We start from the raw sequence: 19,220 nt of genomic DNA, 5'->3' as shown, positions 1-19,220 counted from the left end.
GGCTCGACCCGGCATCCATGGTCCCGCGAGCGCCAACCCACGCAAGGAGCGCGGCACCATGGACCCCGGATCAAGTCCGGGGTGACGACATGCTGCTCCGCTACCGCCGTGCTCCTACTGCCGCCGTGCTCCTGCGGACCCAGGAGCCCAGAGCCGCGGGCTACCGTCTGGCGACCCTGGGCTCCTGCCTGCGCAGGAGCACGGTAGCGATCGAGCGCGCTCATCCCCCCGCACCGTCTGGCCACCGCGGCGCACAGCCGCTATGCGCCGCGGCCATGACCGCCATCACGCCCGAGATCGTCGCCGAGCACGGCCTGTCCCCCGATGAATATGAGCGCGTGCTCAAGGCACTGGGCCGCGAGCCCAACCTCGTCGAGCTCGGCATCTTCTCGGTGATGTGGTCGGAGCATTGCAGCTACAAGTCGAGCCGCATCCACCTCAAGAAGCTGCCGACCGAGGGCCCGCAGGTGATCTGCGGCCCGGGCGAGAACGCCGGCGTGGTCGACATCGGCGACGGTCAGGCGGTGATCTTCAAGATGGAAAGCCATAACCACCCCTCCTACATCGAACCCTATCAGGGCGCGGCGACCGGCGTGGGTGGCATCCTGCGCGACGTCTTCACCATGGGCGCGCGCCCGGTGGCGAACCTCAACGCGCTGCGCTTCGGCCGGCCCGATCATCCCAAGATGCGCCACCTGATCTCGGGCGTGGTCCACGGCATCGGCGGCTACGGCAATTGCGTCGGCGTGCCGACGGTGGGCGGCGAGGTGAACTTCCACCCCGCCTATGACGGCAACATCCTCGTCAACGCGATGACCGTGGGCGTCGCCGACACCGACAAGATCTTCTACTCGGCGGCCTCGGGCGTGGGCAACCCGATCGTCTATGTCGGCAGCAAGACCGGGCGCGACGGCATCCACGGCGCCACCATGGCCTCCGCCGACTTCGGCGAGGACTCGGACGAGAAGCGCCCCACCGTCCAGGTCGGCGATCCGTTCACCGAGAAACTGCTGATCGAGGCGTGCCTCGAGCTGATGGCCTCGGATGCGATCGTCGCGATCCAGGACATGGGCGCGGCGGGGCTCACCTCCTCCTCGGTCGAGATGGCGAGCAAGGGCGGAGTCGGCATCGAGCTGGTGATGGACGACGTGCCCCAGCGCGAGACCGGCATGACGCCGTATGAGATGATGCTCTCCGAGTCGCAGGAGCGCATGCTGATGGTGCTCAAGCCCGGCCGCGAGGATTTCGCGCGCGCGATCTTCGAGAAGTGGGAGCTCGACTTCGCAGTGATCGGCCATGTTACCGACACCGGGCGGATGGTGCTTAAGTGGGGCGGCGAGACGGTGTGCGACATCCCGCTCGCGCCGCTCGCCGACGACGCGCCGCTCTATGACCGGCCGCACGTCCCCACCCCGCCCGCCAAGGCGCTGGTCAACATCCCCGACTGCAAGGACCCGGCGGCCGACCTGCTCGCGCTGATGGCCTCGCCCGACATCGCCAGCCGGCGCTGGATCTGGGAACAATATGACCACATGGTCGGCGCCGACACGGTGCAGCGCCCCGGCGGCGACGCCGCGGTCGTGCGCGTCCACGGCACCGACAAGGCGCTGGCGATGACGACCGACTGCACCCCGCGCTACTGCTTCGCCGACCCGGTCGAGGGCGGCAAGCAGGCGGTGGCCGAGGCGTGGCGCAACCTCACCGCCGTGGGCGCGACCCCGCTCGCGATCACCAACTGCCTCAACTTCGCCAACCCGCAGCGCCCCGAGATCATGGGCCAGATCACCGGCTGCCTCGACGGCATGGCGCAGGCGTGCCGCGCGCTCGACTTCCCGATCGTGAGCGGCAACGTCAGCCTCTACAACGAGAGCAAGGCTGCCAAGAACGATGGGGGCGGCGGCGGCTCGGCGATCCTGCCGACGCCCGCGATCGGCGGGGTCGGGCTGCTCAAGGACTGGCAGAAGAGCGCGACGATCGCCTTCAAACAGACCGGCGACGTCATCGTCGTGGTCGGCACGCGCCGCGGCGATCTCGGCCAGTCGCTGTGGCTGCGCGAGCTGCACGGGCGCGAGGAAGGCCCGCCGCCGCGCGTCGACCTGGAGGCGGAGCGCCGCACCGGCGACTTCATCCGCGCGCAGATCGACGCGGGGCATCTCGGCGCGGTGCACGACGTCGCCGATGGCGGGATCGCGGTGGCGATCGCGGAGATGGCGCTGGCGGGCAACGTCGGCGCGATGATCGACCGCGCGCTGCCGTTCGAGACCGCGGCGGCGCTCTTCGCCGAGGAGCAGGGCGTCTATGTCGTGACGGTGCACGATCATGCATTGCTCGATTTCCTCCAGGCCGCGCTCGACGCCGGGGTCGAGGCCGAGCCGCTCGGCCGCACGATCGGCACGCGCGTGATCTTCGAGCTGCGCGAGGGCGATCATTGCGTCTCGCTCGACACGTTGCGCGCCGCGCACGAGGGCTTTTTTCCCAAGCTGATGGCGGGCGAAGCGGCGATCTGAGAACCAGCTCTCCGTCGCTTCCGTCATCCTGAACTTGTTTCAGGATCCATCGTCCCGCGCCCACCTCGACCGTGAGAGAAGCGGCACCGTGGATCCTGAAACGAGTTCAGGATGACGGAAGGGAAAAGGACGGCGACATAGCCGCCGCTGCCGCCGCCGACGTTGCCAGCCCCGCGCGGCGCGCCTAGCACGCCGTCACAATGTCCGACGCCAACCGCCTCGTCGCGCTCGATATCCTGCGCGGCGTCGCGGTGCTGGGGATCACCGTCGCCAACCTGCCCGGCTTCGCGCTGCCGCAGGCGGCCTATTTCTCCCCGCTCGCCGCAGGCGGTACCGGACCCGCCGACCTCACCGCCTGGGCGCTCACCTTCGTGCTCGTCGAGGGCAAGATGCGCGGGCTGTTCGCGGCGCTGTTCGGCGCCTCGCTGCTGCTCGTCGTGGAGCGCGCCGACGCGGCGGGGCAGAACGGCGCCGCGGTCCACCTCCGCCGCATGGGCGTGCTCTACCTGATCGGCGCGGCGCATCTGTACCTGCTGTGGTACGGCGATATCCTCCACCATTATGCTTTGGTCGGTGTCGCCGCGCTGCTGTTCGTCCACGCACCGACGCGCGTGCTGCTGCTCGCCGCCATGACCGCGCTGCTGGTGGCGACGATCGGCGGCATCGGACTGGTCCAGGCCGCCGCCATCCCCGCCGCCCGCGCCGCGGTGGAGCAGAGCTTCGGCCGCCCCCCCGCGCCGATGCTGGCGAGCGAGATCGCCGCGCTGCGCGGCTCACTGGCGGACGGCGTCGCGTGGCGCTGGCGGCACGACGCCGGCGCACTCGGCGGGTTGCTCGCCAACGGGCCGGAGACGCTCGGTTATATGCTGCTCGGCATGGCGGCCTATCGCAGCGGCTTCGCCATCGGCGCCTGGCCGCGCCGCCGCTACGTCGCGATCGCCGCGCTGACCCTACCGCTCGGGCTGGCGGCCGAGCTGGCGCTCGCGCGCCACGGCATCGCGCGCGGCTTCGCGCTGGAGGCGGTGCTCACCGCCTCCTTCGCGCTCGGGCCGCTGATCCATGCCCCGATGGTGGCGGGCTATGCCGCGCTGCTGCTCTGCTGGTTGCCGGGAACGCGCGCGGGCGAGCGGCTCGCCGCGCTGGGACGCAGCGCGCTGAGCAACTATCTGCTGTCGAGCCTTCTGCTCGCCGCGGTCTTCTACGGCTGGGGGCTGGGGCAGTTCGCGCGCTGGAGTCGCGCCGAGGTCTATGCGCTGCTGCCGCCGCTCTGGGCGCTGCTGCTGCTATGGTCGCCGCTCTGGCTCGCGCGCTTTCATTACGGGCCGGCGGAGTGGCTGTGGCGCTCGATCGCGCGCGGCGAAATGCAGCCGCTGCGCCGCCGGTAAATGCGAACGCGTCTCATTTCGCTTGCGAGCAATTCGCAACTCGGCTAGGGCGATTCGCAGCCGGGAAGGAGACCGCATGGTCGTCTGCGTCTGCAATGCGATTAAGGAGTGCCAGGTGCGCGAGGCCGCGCGATCCGGTGCTGCCACCCCCTGCCAGGCTTACCGCTGCCTCGGGCGCTCGCCGAAGTGCGGCCAATGTGTTCAATTTGCCCGCGCAATCATCGATGAGGAACGTGCGGCTGCGTAGCGGTCGCAGCAAATAGTCGCCGTAACGCGAAGGACTTTCAGCTTTCTTCCCGCCCCATTCGGGGCTATTCGCCGTGCCGTTCCGGATAGTGGAGACTGGCATGAAGGGCGATCCCAAGGTCATCGAATTTCTCAACGAGTCGTTGAAGAACGAACTGACCGCGATCAATCAATATTGGCTGCACTATCGTCTGTTCGATCACTGGGGCGTCTACAAGCTCGCCGCGTTCGAGCGCCACGAATCGATTGACGAGATGAAGCACGCCGACTGGCTGGCGGAGCGGATCCTGTTCCTCGATGGCCTGCCCAACTTCCAGCTGCTCGGCCGCCTGCGCATCGGCGAGACGGTGGAAGAGGCGCTCAAGGCCGATCTCGCGATGGAGATCGAGGCGGTGGCGCAACTCAAGGCGGCGATCGCTTACTGCGAGGAGGTCAAGGACTTCGTCAGCCGCGAGCTGTTCGCCAACATCCTCGCCAGCGAGGAGGAGCATGTCGACACGCTCGAGCGACAGTTCGAGATGATCGAGCGGATGGGCATCCACAATTACATCCAGCTCAACTCGGTGAGCGAGCATGACAAGCCGGAGAGCGGCGCGGCGCCTTATCTGAAGGGGTGAGCGGCGGCGCCGTTCCGGCGCACGGCCCTCGGTACGCCCGCGCGCGGGGCAGCCGAGGGTCACCGGCAGCGGCGCTCAGCGCCGCGGGCGCAGGCAGCTCGCTCGATTACGCCACGCGGCGCCCGAAGCCACCCGGGCGACGCACCGCGACAGGGGTGCTCCCCTCGCCTTCCAGCAGCGCCAGCGTGCGCAGGAACAGCGGACGCAGCGCGACGACGTCCTCGATCGCGTCCTGCGGCGACTCATGATGTTCGACGCAGGCGCGCGCGTGATCCTCGATCTTCTCGGCGAGCGCCGCCAGCACGATCGCGCCGAACTGGCGTGCCTCGCCCTTGAGCGTGTGCGCGGGGATCACCATCGCGGCGGCCTGGCCCTTGCGCATCGCGTCCTCGAGCGCGCTCAGCGACTTGACGCCGTCCTCGCGGAAATAGCCGAGGATGCGCGCGAATCCGGCGCCCAGTTCAGCGCGCGCGCGCGCCAGCGCCACCCGATCCACCAATTCCACCGGCTCGTCCGCCACGCGCCCGCCTCCTCTTTTGCGCTCAGACACTTAGCGCCTTAGAGGTAAAGAGGAGGTAACTGCGTCCGCTCAGTTCCCGCCATAGGGGTTCTTGGGCGCGCGCAGCATCAGCCGCACCGGCACCGCGCCGAAGCCGAGCTCGCGCCGAATGCCGTTGATGAGATAGCGCTGGTAGCTCATCGGCAGCTCATCGACGCGCGTGCCGAACAGCACGAAGCCGGGCGGGCGCGTCTTGGCCTGGGTGAGATAGCGCAGCTTGATGCGCTTGCCGCCGGGTGCGGGCGGCGGGTTGGCCTCGATCGCGCGCTCGAACCAGCGGTTAAGCTCGCCGGTGCCGACGCGTCGCGACCAGGCCTCGCGCGTCGCGAAGGCGGCGCCGATCAGCTGGTCGATCCCCTTGCCCGTCGCGGCGGACACCGCCAGCAGCGGCACGCCGCGCACCTGCGCCAGCCCCTCGTCGAGCGCGGCGCGCACGCCGTTGAACAGCTTGGACGGGTCCTCGGCGACGTCCCATTTGTTGAGCGCGATCACCAGCGCGCGCCCCTCTTCCAGCACGCGGTCGGCGATGCGCAGGTCCTGTGATTCCAGTCCCAGCGTCGCGTCGAGCAACAGCACCACCACCTCGGCGAAGTCGACCGCGTGGAGGGCGTCGGCGACCGACAGTTTCTCCAGCTTGTCCTGCACCTTGGCGCGCTTGCGCATGCCCGCGGTGTCGATCAGCCGGACATCGCGCGCGCCATCCGGGCCGTGCCATACCCAGTCGATCGCGATCGAGTCCCGCGTGATCCCCGCCTCCGGCCCGGTGATCATCCGGTCCTCGCCGAGGATGCGGTTGACCAGCGTCGACTTGCCCGCATTGGGGCGGCCGACGATCGCGAGCTTGAGCGGGGCGTCGGGGCTCTCGCTTTCCTCCTCCTCAGCCGCGTCCTCGAGCGGCTCGAGGTGGGGCAGCAGCGCCTCGAACAGGTCGGCGACGCCCTCGCCATGCTCGGCGGACAATTGCACCGGGTCGCCGAAGCCGAGCGACAGCGCCTCGATCAGCCCCGCCTCGGCGGCACGCCCCTCGGCCTTGTTGCCGACCAGCACGATCGGGGTGGCGGCGCCGCGCAGCCAGCGCGCGATCTCCTCGTCGAGCGGCACGATGCCCGCGCGCGCGTCGATCATGAACAGCGCCACGTCGGCGGCGTCGACCGCGGCCTGGGTCTGGCGGCGCATGCGGCCGGGAAGCGTGTCAGGATCCTCGTCCTCGTAGCCGGCGGTGTCGATGACGCGGAAGTCGAGACCGAGCAGGTGCGCGTCGCCCTCGCGCCGGTCGCGCGTCACGCCGGGGCGATCGTCGACCAGCGCCAGCTTCTTGCCGACAAGGCGGTTGAACAGCGTCGACTTGCCGACATTGGGGCGACCGACGATCGCGACGGTGGGGAGACGGGACATCTGCGTGAGACCTAGCGCGCTTCGAACGAGAATGCCCCTCCCCTTCAGGGGAGGGGAGTTGCGGCCGCTCTACTCACTATTTCGTCAGATGGATAGCGAGCCGTGTTCCTGCGCACGCAGGAAGCCGGGGTCACGCCTCGCAACGCCCGCGGCACTCTACTCCCGCATGCACGGAAACCCGAGGATCAGCGCCAGGCGGTGATCACACCCTTCTCGTCGAGCGTGTAGAGCGTCTGGTTGGCGACGATCGGCGCCAGGGAGAAACTGTCCCCCGCGCGGATCGTGGTCTGCGGCTTGCCGTCGCTCGCCGAGAGCGCCACCAGCTCGCCGCGCGAGTTGGTCAGCCACAGCCGCTCGCCCGCCAGCACCGGCCCGAACCAATTGTACGGGTCCGAGCGCTTCTCCTCATTCTTGTAGGCACGCAGCTGGCTGATCCAGCGGATCTTGCCGTTGGCGCGCGACAGGCACACCACGCGCGCGTCGTCGGTGACAACGAAGATCCACTCGCCCGCTATCCACGGGGTCGAGATGCCGGCGAGGTTCTGCTCCCACAGCCGCTGGCCCGTCGCCATCTCCAGCGCGATCATGCGACCACCCTGCCCGATCGAATAGACGCGGCCATCCTCGATCACCGGATCGGCGTCGATGTCGGCGAGGCTCGACACCGAGGTGGTGATCGAGGTGCGCGACAGCGCGTCCTGCCACAGCGAGCGGCCGTTCTCGTAGCGATAGGCGTTGAGCTCGCCGCTCGAGAAGCCCGCCACCACCGTGCCCGAGCTCGCCGCCGGCGCGGCCACGCCGAACACGCCCTGGGTCTCGAGGCTGGCGGTCTGCGTCCACACCACCTTGCCGTCGGCCTGGTTGAGCGCGACGATCTGATTGTCCTGGCTCAGCACATAGACCTGGCCGTTGGCGATCGTCGGCGCGCCGCGCAGCGGACCGCCCGGCTTGGCGCGCCACAGCACCGCGCCGTCGGCGGCATTCACCGCCACCACGTCGCCTAGCCCGTCGGTGGCATAGACCTTGCCGTCGTCATAGCTGGCGCCACCGCCGAACCGCGCCGAGCGATTCTCGTCGCCCTCGGAGATCTCGCGCGTCCACAGCTTGCCGCCGGTGTCGGCGGCGAAGGCGTGGATCACCGCGTCCACGTCGACGACGAACAATTTGTTCTCGGCGATCACCGGCATGGCGGCGAGGCGCGCGCGGTTGCTGCCGCCGTTGATCTCGGCGCTCCACGTCTTCGCGGGGGTGGCGGCGAGCAGCAGATGGCCCAGCGACTTGGCGGCATTGCCCCCCGGCTGGCTCCAGCTGTCGTTGGCCGCTGGCGTCGGCAGCGTCACCTGGACGTCGGCCAGCCCCTTGTCGATCTCGGCCGGATTCTCCGACACGAGGATCGGCACCCGCTGCCCCACGGTGGGCGTCTTCTTGGGCGCGCTCTTGAAGATGCCGCAGCCGCTCAGCCCCACCAGCGCGGCGATCGCCACGCCGGTCGCGAACCTCGTCCTCATCGCTTGCTCACACCTTCGCTCTTGCCGGACGCCGCGGCGGGCGCCTTGGTCTCCAGTACGCCGGCCATCTGAACCGCACGTTGACGCAGCGAGCTGGGCACCTCGGCGTCGGCGGCGATCCGCGCGAACACCTGCCCGGCGAGATCGCGCCGTCCCTCACGCAGATAGGCCGCCGCCATCAGCTCGCCCGCGCTGCCCAGCCAGGCATTGCCCGCGACCGCCAGCGGCCGCATCCGCTCGACGATCACCTGCGGCTTGAGCTGGTCGAACTCCGCGCTGGTCTGACGGATCAGCGCGAGGTCGCGATAGGGCTGCGCGAGCGACGCGTCCTCGGCGATCTTGGCGAAGATCGCCGCGGCGCCGCGCAGATCGTCCTTCTGGAGCAGCACGTCCGCCTGGGTGAAGCGCGCCGCGGCGCGATAGCCGTCGCGCGACGACTCGGCCAGTGCGGCGAGCGGCGCCGCGGCCGCCTTGGCGTCCTGCGCGCCGAGCGAGTCGAACGCCTGCTGGAGCTGCTCGCCCTCGCGCTCGGCCGCGGCGGTCTGGCGGTGCTGCCAGAACAGGAAGGCCGCCAGCGCGACCAGCGCCAGCACCACGGCCGCGATCAGCGCGCGTCCATAGCGCTTCCACACATGGATCGCCTGATCGCGGCGAAGCTCGTCGTCGACCTCGCGCAGGAACGCTTCATTGTTTTGCGGCGTGAGGGCCACCGATCACTCCGAGCCTGATGGGGAACCGCAGCGCTGTAGCGGCTCGCCCGTCGAAACGAAAGAGCGGCCGCGCCGGACGCGTGTCCCGCCTCAATCCCTGGGTGCGTAGACCTGCTCCGCGCCGGGAAAGGCGCGCGTGCGCACCTCCGTGGCATAATCGGCGACGCGCTCGGCGACATAGCCTGCCATGTCGCCGTAGCGCTTGACGAAGCGCGGGGTGCGCTCGAACAGCCCGAGCATGTCCTCGGCGACGAGCACCTGCCCGTCGCACGCGGCCGAGGCGCCGATCCCGATCGTCGGCACCGCGATGCTGTTGGTGATCTCCACCGCGATCGGCTCGACCACGCCCTCGATCACCACCGCGAAGGCGCCCGCCTCGGCGATCGCGCGCGCGTCGCCGACGATCTTGGCTGCCTCGGCGGCACTGCGCCCGCGCGCACCATAGCCGCCGAGCGCGTTGACCGCCTGGGGCGTGAGCCCGACATGCCCCATCACCGGGATCCCGCGCTCGGCGAGAAAGGCGACCGTCGGCGCCATCGCGGTGCCGCCCTCCAGCTTGACCGCCGCGGCGCCGCTCTCCTTGAGGAGGCGCGCCGCGCTGTCGAACGCCTGCTGCGGCGAGGCCTCGTAGCTGCCGAAGGGCATGTCGACGATCACCAGCGCGTGATAGCTGCCGCGCACCACCGCGGCGGCGTGCGCCGCCATCATCTCCAGCGTGACGGGAACGGTGGAGGGCAGGCCGTAGATCACCTGGCCGAGGCTGTCGCCGACCAGCAGCATGTCGCATTGCGGGTCCATCAGCTGCGCCATGCGCACGGTGTAGGCGGTGAGCATCACCAGCGGCGCGCCCTTGCCGTCGGCGATCGCGGCCTTGCGCTGGCGGATCGCGGGGACGGTCAGGCGCTTCATCGGCGCGGACACCGGGGTGGCGCGACTGGTGGCGGAGTCGATCGTGAAGGTGGTGGACATGCGCCCTGCTACTCCCGCGCGCTCACTCGATCCAGCCGCGCCGCGCCGCCAGATGCGCGAGCTGGAGCGCGATCGCCCCGACCAGCAGGATGAGCAACGGGAAGAACAGCACGCCCGCGCCGCGTCGCGCCAGCAGGTCGGTCGTGGCGAACAGCCAGCCGAACTGGATCATCGCCGCGACCAGCGACACGGTCAGCGCGGGAACGGCGAGGCGGCGGCGCAGCAGCAGCGCCACCGCGCCCGCGAGCAAGCCGAGGCTCGCCACCGCATAATCGAGCCAATACCATCCCGGCAGCGCCGCGAGCAGCGCGCGATCCTCGGGGCTCGCGGCGCCCGCCGCCCCGGCGCGCCATTGCGCGATGCAGGACGATGCCGACAGCGCCGCCCAGACCAGCAGCGCGAGCACCAGCAGGCGGTACCAGACCGGCGCCCGCATCCGCCTCAGCCGAACAGCGTGGCGTATCGGTCGGGACGGAAGCCGACCTCGACCCCGCCGTCATGGACCAGGACGGGGCGCTTGATCATCGCGGGGTGCGCCAGCATCAGCGCGGTCGCGCGCGCGCGGTCGAGCCCGGTGCGCTCGTCCTCGGGGAGCGCGCGGAAGGTCGTCCCGGCGCGGTTGAGCAACGGCTCCCAGCCGAGCCGATCGATCCAGCCGTCGAGCAGCGCCGGCTCGAGCCCGTCCTTGCGGACATCATGGAAGCGATGGGCGATTCCCTGCGCCGCGAGCCATGCCCGCGCCTTCTTCACCGTGTCGCAATTGGGGATGCCATGGAGGATCACGCTCATCGCCGCGGCTTTTCCTCGGCGCGGAGCGTCCGCTCGAAGGCGATGCGCGACTCGCGCGCGGTGGCGCGCAACAGCCCCGGCGCGACCAGCCGGCCGGTGCGCGCGCGCTCGAACACGTCCGCGCTCTCGGGATGCATCGGCAGCACCACGTCGGCACGGAGCCGCTCGACCCGGTCGAAGGTGGCGCGATAGTCGCGCACGATGCTCGGATAGCGGCGGTTGCCGACCAACGTGTTGCCCGCCACGGTGATGCTGCCGGCGAACACGACCTGCAAAGGCCGTCCCTTGTCGGTGACCTGCATCACCCAGCTGGTACAGCCGGGCGTGTGCCCCGGCGTCGCCACCGCGCGCAGCGTCACCCCGCCCAGCGTCACGCGCTGACCGTCGTCGACGGGGCTGACCTGCGCGACCGGAGCGAAGCGGACCACGCCATAATTGGTCTCGCCCGGCGGCGTGCCCGCGCGCAGCGCGGCGACGTCGCCGCGCCCGGCCAGGACGCGCGCGCCCGTGTCGCGGCGCATCCGCTCGAGCCCGCCGACGTGATCGAAATGCGCGTGGCTCACCAGGATATATTTGACGTCGCTGAGCTTGACCCCGAGCGAGCGGATGTTGCGCTCGATCGCGGGCACGTTCTCGGCCATGGTCGCGTCGACCAGGATCGCGCCGGCGCTGGTTCGGATCAGATAGGCGCCGAGCCCGCGCGTGCCGACATAGGTGATCGGGCCGAGCAGGTGCAGCGGCGCGCGCGGCTGGGTCCACTCGGGCGGGTCGCCGCTCGCGGCGGTAGCGGGCACGGCGGGGAGCGCGAGCGCTGCGGCGATGGGCAGGAAGGCGCCGACAAGGCGGAGAGCGCTGGAGCAAGCCCGCGCCGGTGACGCGCCCCGGGTCGCAGTGTCGCACCGCTCTCCACGCCCCGCGCCGCCGAATGACGCGGGCGAGCCGCCCCCGGCTGCTCGCTGTTTCCGCGTCATTCCCACTCGATCGTGCCCGGCGGCTTGGAGGTGTAATCGTAGGTCACCCGGTTGATGCCCTTCACCTCGTTGATGATCCGCGTCGCCACGCGCGGCAGGAAGTCGCCCGGGAACTGGAACGCCTGCGCGGTCATGCCGTCGGTCGAGGTCACCGCGCGCAGCGCCAGCACCGAATCATACGTCCGCCCGTCGCCCATCACGCCGACCGAGCGCACCGGCAGCAGCACCGCGAACGCCTGCCAGATCGTGTCGTACAGCCCTGCCGCGCGGATCTCCTCGAGGTAGATCGCGTCGGCCTTGCGCAGGATGTCGCAGCGCTCCTTGCTGACCTCGCCGGGGATACGGATCGCGAGACCCGGCCCCGGGAACGGGTGGCGGCCGACGAAGGCGTCGGGCAGCCCCAGCTCGCGGCCGAGCTCGCGCACCTCGTCCTTGAACAATTCGCGCAGCGGCTCGACCAGCTTCATGTTCATCCGCTCGGGCAGGCCGCCGACATTGTGGTGGCTCTTGATCGTCACCGACGGGCCGCCGGTGAAGCTCACGCTCTCGATCACGTCGGGATAGAGCGTGCCCTGCGCGAGGAACTCGGCGCCGCCGATCTTGCGCGCCTCGTCCTCGAACACGTCGATGAAGGTCTTGCCGATGAACTTGCGCTTGGCCTCGGGATCGGTGACCCCCGCCAGCCCGCCGAGGAACAGCGTCTCCGCGTTCACATGGACCAGCGGGATGTTGTAATGGTTGCGGAACAGGCCGACGACCTGGTCGGCCTCGCCCGCCCGCAGCAGCCCGTGATCGACGAAGACGCAGGTGAGCTGGTCGCCGATCGCCTCGTGGATCAGCACCGCCGCCACGGCGGAGTCGACCCCGCCCGACAGGCCGCAGATCACGCGCCCGCTGCCGACCTGCGCGCGGATCTCGGCGATCTTGGTGGCGCGGAACTCGGCCATCGTCCAGTCGCCCGCGAGCCCGCAGACATGGCGCGCGAAATTGGCGATCAGTCTGCCGCCGTCGGGCGTGTGGACCACCTCGGGGTGGAACTGCATCCCGTAATAGCGGCGCGACTCGTCGGCGGTGAGCGCGAACGGCGCGCCCTTGGACGAGGCGACCGGGGCGAAGCCGGGCGCGAGCGCGGCGACATGATCGCCGTGGCTCATCCACACCTGGTGGCGCTCGCCCGACTGCCACAGCCCGTCGAACAGCCCGCAGGCGGCGTCGACCTCGACATAGGCCTCGCCGAACTCGCCGGCATTGCCCTTCTCGACCTTGCCGCCGAGTTGCTCGTTCATCACCTGCTGGCCGTAGCAGATGCCGAGCACCGGCACGCCCGAGTCGAACACCGCCTGGGGCGCGCGGGGACTGCCCTCGTCCACCACTGAGGCGGGGCCGCCGGAGAGGATCACGCCCTTGGGGCGCATCCGCTCGAAGGCGTCGGCGGCGGACTGGAAGGGCGCGATCTCGCTATAGACCCCCGCCTCGCGCACGCGGCGCGCGATCAACTGGGTCACCTGGCTGCCGAAATCGACGATGAGGATGCTGTCGGGATGCTCCATGGCGGGCGTGTAGCGGCTGCGCCCCGGGCTTGGAAGAGGCGCGCGCGGCCGGAATGGCGAGGTGCCCGCACGTGGTGGGCGATACGTGAACGTCGAGAGAGTGGAGGCGCTGGCGCGGCACGGACGGTCTGCCGCCGGCGAGGATGACGTGATGCAGCCTCCGCTGCGCCCGAGGTGCGGCTCTTCAGCCGCGATCCGGATCACCGCCGATAGGCGCGGGATCGCCGCCGGGCGCGGTCAGGTCGCGTCGTCCAGCGCCGCTGCCATGGCGGCGAGCCGCGTCACGGTATTGACGTTGCGCGCGGTGCCGCCCGCCGCGGCGGGCAGGCGCAGCTTCGATCGCCCCATCCCCGCACCATAAGCGACGTAGATCTCGCGCCGCCCGAGCGCGATCCGCTCGCCGTCCGGCGCGACCGCGGTGTCGAGCGCGTCCGCCGCCGGCGGCGATTCGAGGAACGTGATGAGCGTCGTCGCCGGCGCCTCGTCGGCGAACGGCGACGCCGCGAGCACCTCGGCCAGCTCCGCCGCGGTGCGCACCGTCACCACGATCCTCCGCCCGGTCGCGTCGTGGAGCGCGGCCTCGACCCGCTGCCGCACCGCCGCGGCGTCGAGCGCGCTGGTGAACACCACATTGCCGCTCGCGATATAGGTGCTGACCGACCCGAAGCCGGCCGCCTCGCACAGGCGCCGCAGCTCGGCCATCGCCAGCGCCCCGGTGCCGCCGACGTTCACCGCGCGCAGCAGCGCGACATAAGCCGTCATGCGCGCACGATCATGCGCGACAGATCGCGCACAGCTTGTTCCCGTCCGGATCGCGCACATAGGCCAGCACCATGCGCCCGAGGTCGCTCTCGCGCGGGCCGGGCGCCGCCTCGATCGAGACGCCGCCATGCGCCACCGCGACGTCATGGAACCGCTGGACCTGCTCCGCCGAGTCGCAACGGAACGCCACCGTGCTGCCGTTGCCGGGGGTGGCGGCGGCGTCGTCGATCGGCTGGCTGATCGCGAAGGTGCTTCCGGCGTGCCGATAGAACAGCCGCACATGCCCACTCGCCGCGACGTTGCGCAGCGGCTGGCCCGCGCCGAGCACGCCCAGCACCGCGTCGTAGAAGCGCTTGGAGCGATCGAGATCGTTCGTCCCGAGCATGACATGGTTCAACATCGTCGATCTCCTCCCCCGTGCCGCTGCCTCTACGCGCCAGCGTGCGCCATCCTGACAGATCGGGCGCGCCGACGGCAATCGCGCTACAGGACGATCGCTCTCAGCCCCCATAACGACGAAGGGCCGCCCCGGTCGCCCGGGACGGCCCTGCTGTCAGCCTCGCGGCGCGCCAGGATCAGGCGGCGACGTCGAAGTCCTCGTCGGTCGTCACCGGGCCCGAGTCCTGGCCCTTGGCGGCGACGTCGCGGTCGACGAACTCGATGATCGCCATCGGCGACGCATCCGAGGCGCGGATGCCCGCCTTGATGATGCGGGTGTAGCCGCCGTTGCGCGACGCATAGCGCGGCGCGAGCACGTCGAACAGCTTCACCAGCTGCGCGTCGTCGAGCAGCCGCGCATGGGCGAGACGACGGTTGCTGAGACCGCCCTTCTTGCCGAGCGTGATCAGCTTCTCGATGTACGGACGCAGCTCCTTCGCCTTGGCGACGGTGGTGGTGATCTGCTCGTGCTTGATCAGCGCGGCCGACATGTTGCGGAACAGCGCCTGGCGATGGGCCGAGGTGCGCTGCAGCTTACGACCGCCAACTCTATGACGCATGGGTCTTCCTTTCGTTCGTCAGGGGGCCGTGTGAGGTACCCCGGGCCTGGTGGGGACGGTTGAGCCCACCCAAGTCACGTCGCTCCCGCGGGAGCCTCTATACTATAGGAGACCGGGTGGCGCCGCGGCTCAGCCGCGGCGTCGGTCGGGTGCCGCCTGCGGCACCCGCCGGCCGGGTCTGCCCGTCTCGCGCATAGCTCAGGCTATGCGCGTGCGGATCAGCCCATGATCTCCTGCTCGAGCTTCTTGGCGACTTCCTCGATGTTCTCGGGCGGCCAGCCGGGGATCTCCATGCCCAGCCGCAGCCCCATCGACGAGAGCACTTCCTTGATCTCGTTGAGCGACTTGCGCCCGAAGTTCGGGGTCCGCAGCATCTCCGCCTCGGTCTTCCCGACGAGATCACCGATATAGATGATATTGTCGTTCTTGAGGCAGTTGGCCGAACGGACTGAGAGCTCGAGCTCGTCGACCTTCTTGAGCAGGTAGCGGTTGATCTGCGCGGTATCGCTCGCGACCTCGCCGCCCGACGCCGCCGGCGCCGCGACGCCGACCGGGGCCGAGCGCGTGACCGACGAATCGTCGAAGTGGACGAACAGCGCCAGCTGGTCCTGCAGGATGCGGCCGGCATAGCCCACCGCGTCCTCGGGGGTGACGGTACCGTCGGTCTCGATCGTCAGCGTCAGCTTGTCGTAATCGAGGTCCTGCCCGACGCGGGTCGGATCGACCTTGTACGACACCTGGCGCACCGGCGAGTAGAGCGCGTCGACCGGGATCAGGCCGATCGGCGCGTCGGCCGGGCGGTTGTTGACCGCGGCGACATAGCCCTTACCGACGTCGGCGGTGAGCTCCATGTTGAGCGTCGCGCCCTCGTCCAGGTGGCAGATCACCAGTTCGGGGTTCATCACCTCGATGTCGCCCGACACCGCGATGTCGCCCGCCTTGACCTCGGACGGACCTGTGGCGGAGAGCTGGAGGCGCTTCGGCCCCTCGCCCTGCATCTTCAGCGCGATCTGCTTGACGTTGAGGACGATGTCGGTGACGTCCTCGCGCACGCCCGCGAGCGAGCTGAACTCGTGCAGCACGTTCTCGATCTTGATCGAGGTCACCGCGGCACCCTGCAGCGAGGAGAGCAGGACGCGGCGCAGCGCGTTGCCCAGCGTCAGCCCGAAGCCACGCTCCAGCGGCTCGGCGACGAAGGTCGCCTTGCGCTTGCCGTCACCGCTCTTCTTCTCGAGCTGGTTGGGCTTCTTCAGTTCTTGCCAGTTCTTTGCGTTGACAGACAAGCTCTCGTCCCCTGGGGTTGGGCCGGCGCTGGCGGGCGCCGACCGGGTAATGGACGCAGCCGCTCGTCAGCGGCCACGCGAAGAACATCGGATCAGACGCGACGCCGCTTCGACGGACGCACGCCATTGTGCGGGATCGAGGTCACGTCGCGGATCGACGTGATCTGGAAACCGACCGCCTGCAGCGCGCGCAGCGCCGACTCGCGACCCGAACCCGGGCCCTTGACCTCGACCTCGAGCGTGCGGACGCCGTGCTCGGCGGCCTTCTTGCCCGCGTCCTCGGCCGCGACCTGCGCGGCGTACGGGGTCGACTTGCGGCTGCCCTTGAACCCCATCATCCCCGCGGACGACCAGCTGATGGCGTTGCCCTGCGCGTCGGTGATGGTGATCATGGTGTTGTTGAAGCTGGCGTTCACGTGAGCGACGCCCGCGGTGATGTTCTTGCGTTCGCGCCGGCGAATGCGCTGCGGTGCCTGAGCCATGTGGTGTTCCTGACCTTAGATTCCAATACGGAGGGCGGCGGGCTGTCAGCCTCGGGCCTGCCTTCCGGCGGAGAAGAAGTGAAAATCGTCCCCCGGACGATTTTCTTACTTCTTCTTACCCGCGATCGGCTTCGCCTTGCCCTTGCGGGTGCGCGCGTTGGTGTGAGTGCGCTGGCCGCGGACCGGCAGGCCCTTGCGGTGGCGCAGGCCGCGGTAGCAGGCGAGGTCCATCAGGCGCTTGATGTTCATCGCGGTCTCGCGACGAAGATCACCCTCGACGGTGTAGCCGGCATCGATCGCCTCGCGGATCTGCAGCACTTCCTGATCCGTCAGGTCCTGCACGCGCCGCTCCGGCGTGATGTTCAGCTTCTCGGTGAGCTCCTTGGCCTTGGCCGGCCCGATGCCGTGGATGTAGGTCAGCGCGATCACCACGCGCTTGTTGGTCGGGATGTTAACACCCGCGATACGTGCCATGTGCTATATGTCTCCTGTGCTCCACGGGAAGCGGCATGGCTGCACGCATCCCATCTCAACGCATTGCCTTCCGCGCTCCCGGACCGAGTCGCCCCCCGCCGAACGCAGGAAACGCGACGTGCGCACGCGTGCGACGCCGTCGGGTGAGAGGTTGGAAGGGAGGGCGGATAAGCGCGCGGGAACGCACTGTCAAGCAAGCGGTTCCGAGTCGCGCACCGCCGATCGCCGCAGCGCGACCCATTTTCGCAGCGCCACGACGAACCAGGCGAGCTCCACCAGCCCGAACGGCCACGCCCCCTGGAGGAAGCCGTACGCGGAGCCCATCAGGCATCCCAGCGCGAACAGCAGGGTCCAGAACGGCGCGCGTTCCTCCATCATATAGCACAGAAGCATGAAGGAGACGGCGAACAGGCCGAAGAGGGTCAGGGCGTCCATGCCGGCGGGTGTGACGCATCGCGGGGGAGAGGGCCAGAGGGTGCTGGCCGGGCCATGGAGCGAAGGACGAGCGTGGGCGACTCGACTTGTGCGCCCGCCCTCGCCCCTGGCGTCATCCTGAACTCGTTTCAGGATCCACGGCGCCGCTCACCCTCGAGCCGCGGCGTTTGCGGAGCGATGGGTCCGGACCCAAAAGGCGGCTTGCATCTCCATCACCGTCATCCCGGCCTCGCGCCGGGATCCATGGTGCCGCGAGAGCAACGCCGGCGGCTCTCGCGGCGCGATGGATCCCGGGTCAAGCCCGGGATGACGGGGGCAAGCCGCTTCCGCGACGATGAACCCTTTGAGTCCGGACCCATGGATCCTGAAACGAGTTCAGGATGACGGGCGATGGAAGAGGTAGCGAGACGATCAGATCGTGCGAGCCCAGCGCCGCTACGCCAGACACGCGAAGAGCCGGCGGAGGACAGGGAACCCTCCGCCGGCCTCGTCACCACCGGGAGAGAAGGTGACGAGTTCCGTATTGTCTTCGACGATCGGGCAGCGACCACCGCCGCCCGTGGCACCTCTCTACCTCCCGCCCCGCTTCCGCAGCGTGGCAGGCGCATGAACTTTCCGTCATGTCCGTGAAAATGCGGCCGTATCGGTGCCGATGCCCGCGCCGGGCCACGCGCGCCGGCGCGAACGCATCTAGCGCTCCGCCCGTGCGTTCGGGCCGCATGGAGGAACTACAGCGCGCCTACGCCTCAATCGAGACGTCGCGACTCCGCGCCCGCGCCGCGGTGGAGGTGACGCCGGCGGGGCTGCTCGCGCTCGGCGGGATGGTGGCGGCGATCCTGGCGGGCAGCGCGGCGATCGTGCTCGCCGCGCGCCACGCCCCCTCGCCGCGACAGCTCAGCGATCGCCGAGGATCGACTCGATCGCGCCGGTGACCTGGCCGATCTCGGCCATGCCGTCGACGCGGCGCACCAGCCCGCGCGACTCGTAGATCGGGATGATCGGCGCGGTCTTGGCGCGATACTCGGCCATGCGGGTCCGCACCGTCTGCTCATTGTCGTCGGGGCGGCGCTTGAACTCGCTCGCGCCGCAGACGTCGCACACATTCTCGACCTTGGGGCGCTTGAACGTGTCGTGATAGCCGGTGCCGCACACCGCGCAGGTGAAGCGCCCGACGATCCGCTCGACCAGCGCGTCCTCGTTCACTTCGAGCTCGATCACATGGTCGAGCGCCTGACCGCGCTCGGTCAGCAGCAGGTCGAGCGCGTCGGCCTGTGCCGCGGTGCGCGGGTAACCGTCGAAGATCGCACCGCTGCCGGTGCCCGCGTCCATCCGCTCGCCGATCAGCGCCGAGACGATCGCATCCGAGACGAGCTCGCCCGCCTCCATCACCGCCTTGGCCTGAAGCCCCACCGGCGTGCCCGCCTTCACCGCGGCGCGCAGCATGTCGCCGGTGGAGAGCTGGACCATGCCGCGCTCTTCGACCAGCCGCTGCGCCTGGGTGCCCTTGCCCGCCCCCGGCGGCCCCAGCAGAATGATGTTCACGAGATAACGCCTCCCTGTCGCGTCGTCCCGCGCCCCGC

At 69.8% G+C, this 19,220-nt stretch carries 22 protein-coding genes; 5 read left to right on the top strand and 17 right to left on the bottom strand.

Annotation, left to right across the window (positions count from 1 at the left end):
* Positions 1-275: 275 nt before the first annotated feature.
* From purL to bfr, 4 genes are all read left to right on the top strand, one after another.
* Positions 276-2,507 (top strand): phosphoribosylformylglycinamidine synthase subunit PurL, encoded by a 2,232-nt coding sequence (gene purL, locus EV292_RS10635; protein WP_132909173.1) that lies wholly within the window; start codon positions 276-278, stop codon positions 2,505-2,507.
* Between the two features lie 200 nt (positions 2,508-2,707).
* On the top strand, positions 2,708-3,892 hold the full coding sequence (locus tag EV292_RS10630; RefSeq protein WP_132909172.1) for a DUF418 domain-containing protein: 1,185 nt from the start codon (positions 2,708-2,710) through the stop codon (positions 3,890-3,892).
* Positions 3,893-3,968: 76 nt separating this feature from the next.
* Complete coding sequence (locus tag EV292_RS23100; RefSeq protein ID WP_132909171.1) at positions 3,969-4,139, top strand: (2Fe-2S)-binding protein; 171 nt, start codon at positions 3,969-3,971, stop codon at positions 4,137-4,139.
* Between the two features lie 100 nt (positions 4,140-4,239).
* Positions 4,240-4,755 (top strand): bacterioferritin, encoded by a 516-nt coding sequence (gene bfr / locus EV292_RS10620; RefSeq protein WP_132909170.1) that lies wholly within the window; start codon positions 4,240-4,242, stop codon positions 4,753-4,755.
* Between the two features lie 106 nt (positions 4,756-4,861).
* Here bfr and EV292_RS10615 read toward each other — a convergent pair whose 3' ends face one another.
* The 16 genes from EV292_RS10615 to EV292_RS10540 form a co-directional block, all read right to left on the bottom strand.
* A complete protein-coding gene (locus tag EV292_RS10615) occupies positions 4,862-5,275 on the bottom strand; it encodes an Hpt domain-containing protein (protein ID WP_207913399.1) in 414 nt (137 codons plus the stop codon).
* A gap of 69 nt (positions 5,276-5,344) precedes the next feature.
* A complete protein-coding gene (der, locus tag EV292_RS10610) occupies positions 5,345-6,709 on the bottom strand; it encodes a ribosome biogenesis GTPase Der (RefSeq protein ID WP_132909169.1) in 1,365 nt (454 codons plus the stop codon).
* 185 nt (positions 6,710-6,894) lie between these two features.
* Positions 6,895-8,217 carry a PQQ-like beta-propeller repeat protein gene (locus EV292_RS10605; protein WP_132909168.1) on the bottom strand — a complete coding sequence of 441 codons (1,323 nt, stop codon included), beginning with the start codon at positions 8,215-8,217 and terminating at the stop codon, positions 6,895-6,897.
* Positions 8,214-8,927: a tetratricopeptide repeat protein gene (locus tag EV292_RS10600; RefSeq protein WP_132909167.1), complete on the bottom strand. Its 714-nt coding sequence runs from the start codon at positions 8,925-8,927 to the stop codon at positions 8,214-8,216. Before EV292_RS10600 ends, EV292_RS10605 begins: the two co-directional genes overlap by 4 nt.
* A gap of 90 nt (positions 8,928-9,017) precedes the next feature.
* Entirely contained in the window at positions 9,018-9,896 is an 879-nt protein-coding gene (gene panB, locus EV292_RS10595) for a 3-methyl-2-oxobutanoate hydroxymethyltransferase (protein WP_132909166.1), read from the bottom strand.
* Between the two features lie 22 nt (positions 9,897-9,918).
* Entirely contained in the window at positions 9,919-10,332 is a 414-nt protein-coding gene (locus EV292_RS10590) for a sugar transporter (protein ID WP_132909165.1), read from the bottom strand.
* Positions 10,333-10,337: 5 nt separating this feature from the next.
* The gene (locus tag EV292_RS10585; protein ID WP_132909164.1) at positions 10,338-10,685 is read right to left on the bottom strand and encodes an ArsC family reductase; all 348 of its coding nucleotides are present in this window, start codon (positions 10,683-10,685) and stop codon (positions 10,338-10,340) included.
* Positions 10,682-11,479, bottom strand: a complete 798-nt coding sequence (gene bla / locus EV292_RS10580) for a subclass B3 metallo-beta-lactamase (protein ID WP_165927078.1) — start codon at positions 11,477-11,479, stop codon at positions 10,682-10,684. The genes EV292_RS10585 and bla overlap by 4 nt, the downstream gene beginning before the upstream one ends.
* Positions 11,480-11,652: 173 nt before the next feature.
* The gene (guaA, locus tag EV292_RS10575; protein WP_132909162.1) at positions 11,653-13,206 is read right to left on the bottom strand and encodes a glutamine-hydrolyzing GMP synthase; all 1,554 of its coding nucleotides are present in this window, start codon (positions 13,204-13,206) and stop codon (positions 11,653-11,655) included.
* Positions 13,207-13,443: 237 nt separating this feature from the next.
* Positions 13,444-13,968, bottom strand: coding sequence for a DUF1697 domain-containing protein (locus EV292_RS10570; RefSeq protein ID WP_132909161.1), 525 nt, complete (start codon positions 13,966-13,968; stop codon positions 13,444-13,446).
* Positions 13,969-13,978: 10 nt separating this feature from the next.
* Positions 13,979-14,368, bottom strand: a complete 390-nt coding sequence (locus EV292_RS10565; RefSeq protein WP_132909160.1) for a VOC family protein — start codon at positions 14,366-14,368, stop codon at positions 13,979-13,981.
* Positions 14,369-14,543: 175 nt separating this feature from the next.
* Positions 14,544-14,966 carry a 50S ribosomal protein L17 gene (rplQ, locus tag EV292_RS10560; RefSeq protein WP_132909159.1) on the bottom strand — a complete coding sequence of 141 codons (423 nt, stop codon included), beginning with the start codon at positions 14,964-14,966 and terminating at the stop codon, positions 14,544-14,546.
* Between the two features lie 218 nt (positions 14,967-15,184).
* Positions 15,185-16,249, bottom strand: a complete 1,065-nt coding sequence (locus EV292_RS10555; protein ID WP_132909158.1) for a DNA-directed RNA polymerase subunit alpha — start codon at positions 16,247-16,249, stop codon at positions 15,185-15,187.
* A gap of 92 nt (positions 16,250-16,341) precedes the next feature.
* Positions 16,342-16,731 (bottom strand): 30S ribosomal protein S11, encoded by a 390-nt coding sequence (rpsK, locus tag EV292_RS10550; RefSeq protein ID WP_019516037.1) that lies wholly within the window; start codon positions 16,729-16,731, stop codon positions 16,342-16,344.
* A 105-nt stretch (positions 16,732-16,836) separates the two neighbouring features.
* Positions 16,837-17,205: a 30S ribosomal protein S13 gene (gene rpsM / locus EV292_RS10545; protein WP_132909157.1), complete on the bottom strand. Its 369-nt coding sequence runs from the start codon at positions 17,203-17,205 to the stop codon at positions 16,837-16,839.
* 189 nt (positions 17,206-17,394) lie between these two features.
* Entirely contained in the window at positions 17,395-17,640 is a 246-nt protein-coding gene (locus EV292_RS10540; protein ID WP_132909156.1) for a hypothetical protein, read from the bottom strand.
* 704 nt (positions 17,641-18,344) lie between these two features.
* On the opposite strand from EV292_RS10540, the gene EV292_RS10535 reads away from it, so the two are divergent.
* Positions 18,345-18,572 carry a hypothetical protein gene (locus EV292_RS10535; protein ID WP_132909155.1) on the top strand — a complete coding sequence of 76 codons (228 nt, stop codon included), beginning with the start codon at positions 18,345-18,347 and terminating at the stop codon, positions 18,570-18,572.
* Here EV292_RS10535 and EV292_RS10530 read toward each other — a convergent pair.
* Complete coding sequence (locus EV292_RS10530; RefSeq protein WP_132909154.1) at positions 18,535-19,182, bottom strand: adenylate kinase; 648 nt, start codon at positions 19,180-19,182, stop codon at positions 18,535-18,537. The genes EV292_RS10535 and EV292_RS10530 overlap by 38 nt on opposite strands.
* Positions 19,183-19,220 lie beyond the last annotated feature (38 nt).

The sequence above is a fragment of the Sphingomonas sp. BK235 genome (genome assembly GCF_004345855.1).
In the GTDB taxonomy this organism is placed as follows: domain Bacteria; phylum Pseudomonadota; class Alphaproteobacteria; order Sphingomonadales; family Sphingomonadaceae; genus Sphingomonas.
This window is presented reverse-complemented; position numbering and strand designations above follow the sequence as displayed.

Coding starts and splice junctions, on each gene's coding strand:
- purL (WP_132909173.1), top strand. CDS start 276: ATGACCGCCATCACGCCCGAGATCGTCGCCGAGCACGGCCTGTCCCCC.
- EV292_RS10630 (WP_132909172.1), top strand. CDS start 2,708: ATGTCCGACGCCAACCGCCTCGTCGCGCTCGATATCCTGCGCGGCGTC.
- EV292_RS23100 (WP_132909171.1), top strand. CDS start 3,969: ATGGTCGTCTGCGTCTGCAATGCGATTAAGGAGTGCCAGGTGCGCGAG.
- bfr (WP_132909170.1), top strand. CDS start 4,240: ATGAAGGGCGATCCCAAGGTCATCGAATTTCTCAACGAGTCGTTGAAG.
- der (WP_132909169.1), bottom strand. CDS start 6,709: ATGTCCCGTCTCCCCACCGTCGCGATCGTCGGTCGCCCCAATGTCGGC.
- EV292_RS10605 (WP_132909168.1), bottom strand. CDS start 8,217: ATGAGGACGAGGTTCGCGACCGGCGTGGCGATCGCCGCGCTGGTGGGG.
- panB (WP_132909166.1), bottom strand. CDS start 9,896: ATGTCCACCACCTTCACGATCGACTCCGCCACCAGTCGCGCCACCCCG.
- EV292_RS10590 (WP_132909165.1), bottom strand. CDS start 10,332: ATGCGGGCGCCGGTCTGGTACCGCCTGCTGGTGCTCGCGCTGCTGGTC.
- EV292_RS10585 (WP_132909164.1), bottom strand. CDS start 10,685: ATGAGCGTGATCCTCCATGGCATCCCCAATTGCGACACGGTGAAGAAG.
- guaA (WP_132909162.1), bottom strand. CDS start 13,206: ATGGAGCATCCCGACAGCATCCTCATCGTCGATTTCGGCAGCCAGGTG.
- EV292_RS10570 (WP_132909161.1), bottom strand. CDS start 13,968: ATGACGGCTTATGTCGCGCTGCTGCGCGCGGTGAACGTCGGCGGCACC.
- EV292_RS10565 (WP_132909160.1), bottom strand. CDS start 14,368: ATGTTGAACCATGTCATGCTCGGGACGAACGATCTCGATCGCTCCAAG.
- rplQ (WP_132909159.1), bottom strand. CDS start 14,966: ATGCGTCATAGAGTTGGCGGTCGTAAGCTGCAGCGCACCTCGGCCCAT.
- rpsK (WP_019516037.1), bottom strand. CDS start 16,731: ATGGCTCAGGCACCGCAGCGCATTCGCCGGCGCGAACGCAAGAACATC.
- rpsM (WP_132909157.1), bottom strand. CDS start 17,205: ATGGCACGTATCGCGGGTGTTAACATCCCGACCAACAAGCGCGTGGTG.
- EV292_RS10540 (WP_132909156.1), bottom strand. CDS start 17,640: ATGGACGCCCTGACCCTCTTCGGCCTGTTCGCCGTCTCCTTCATGCTT.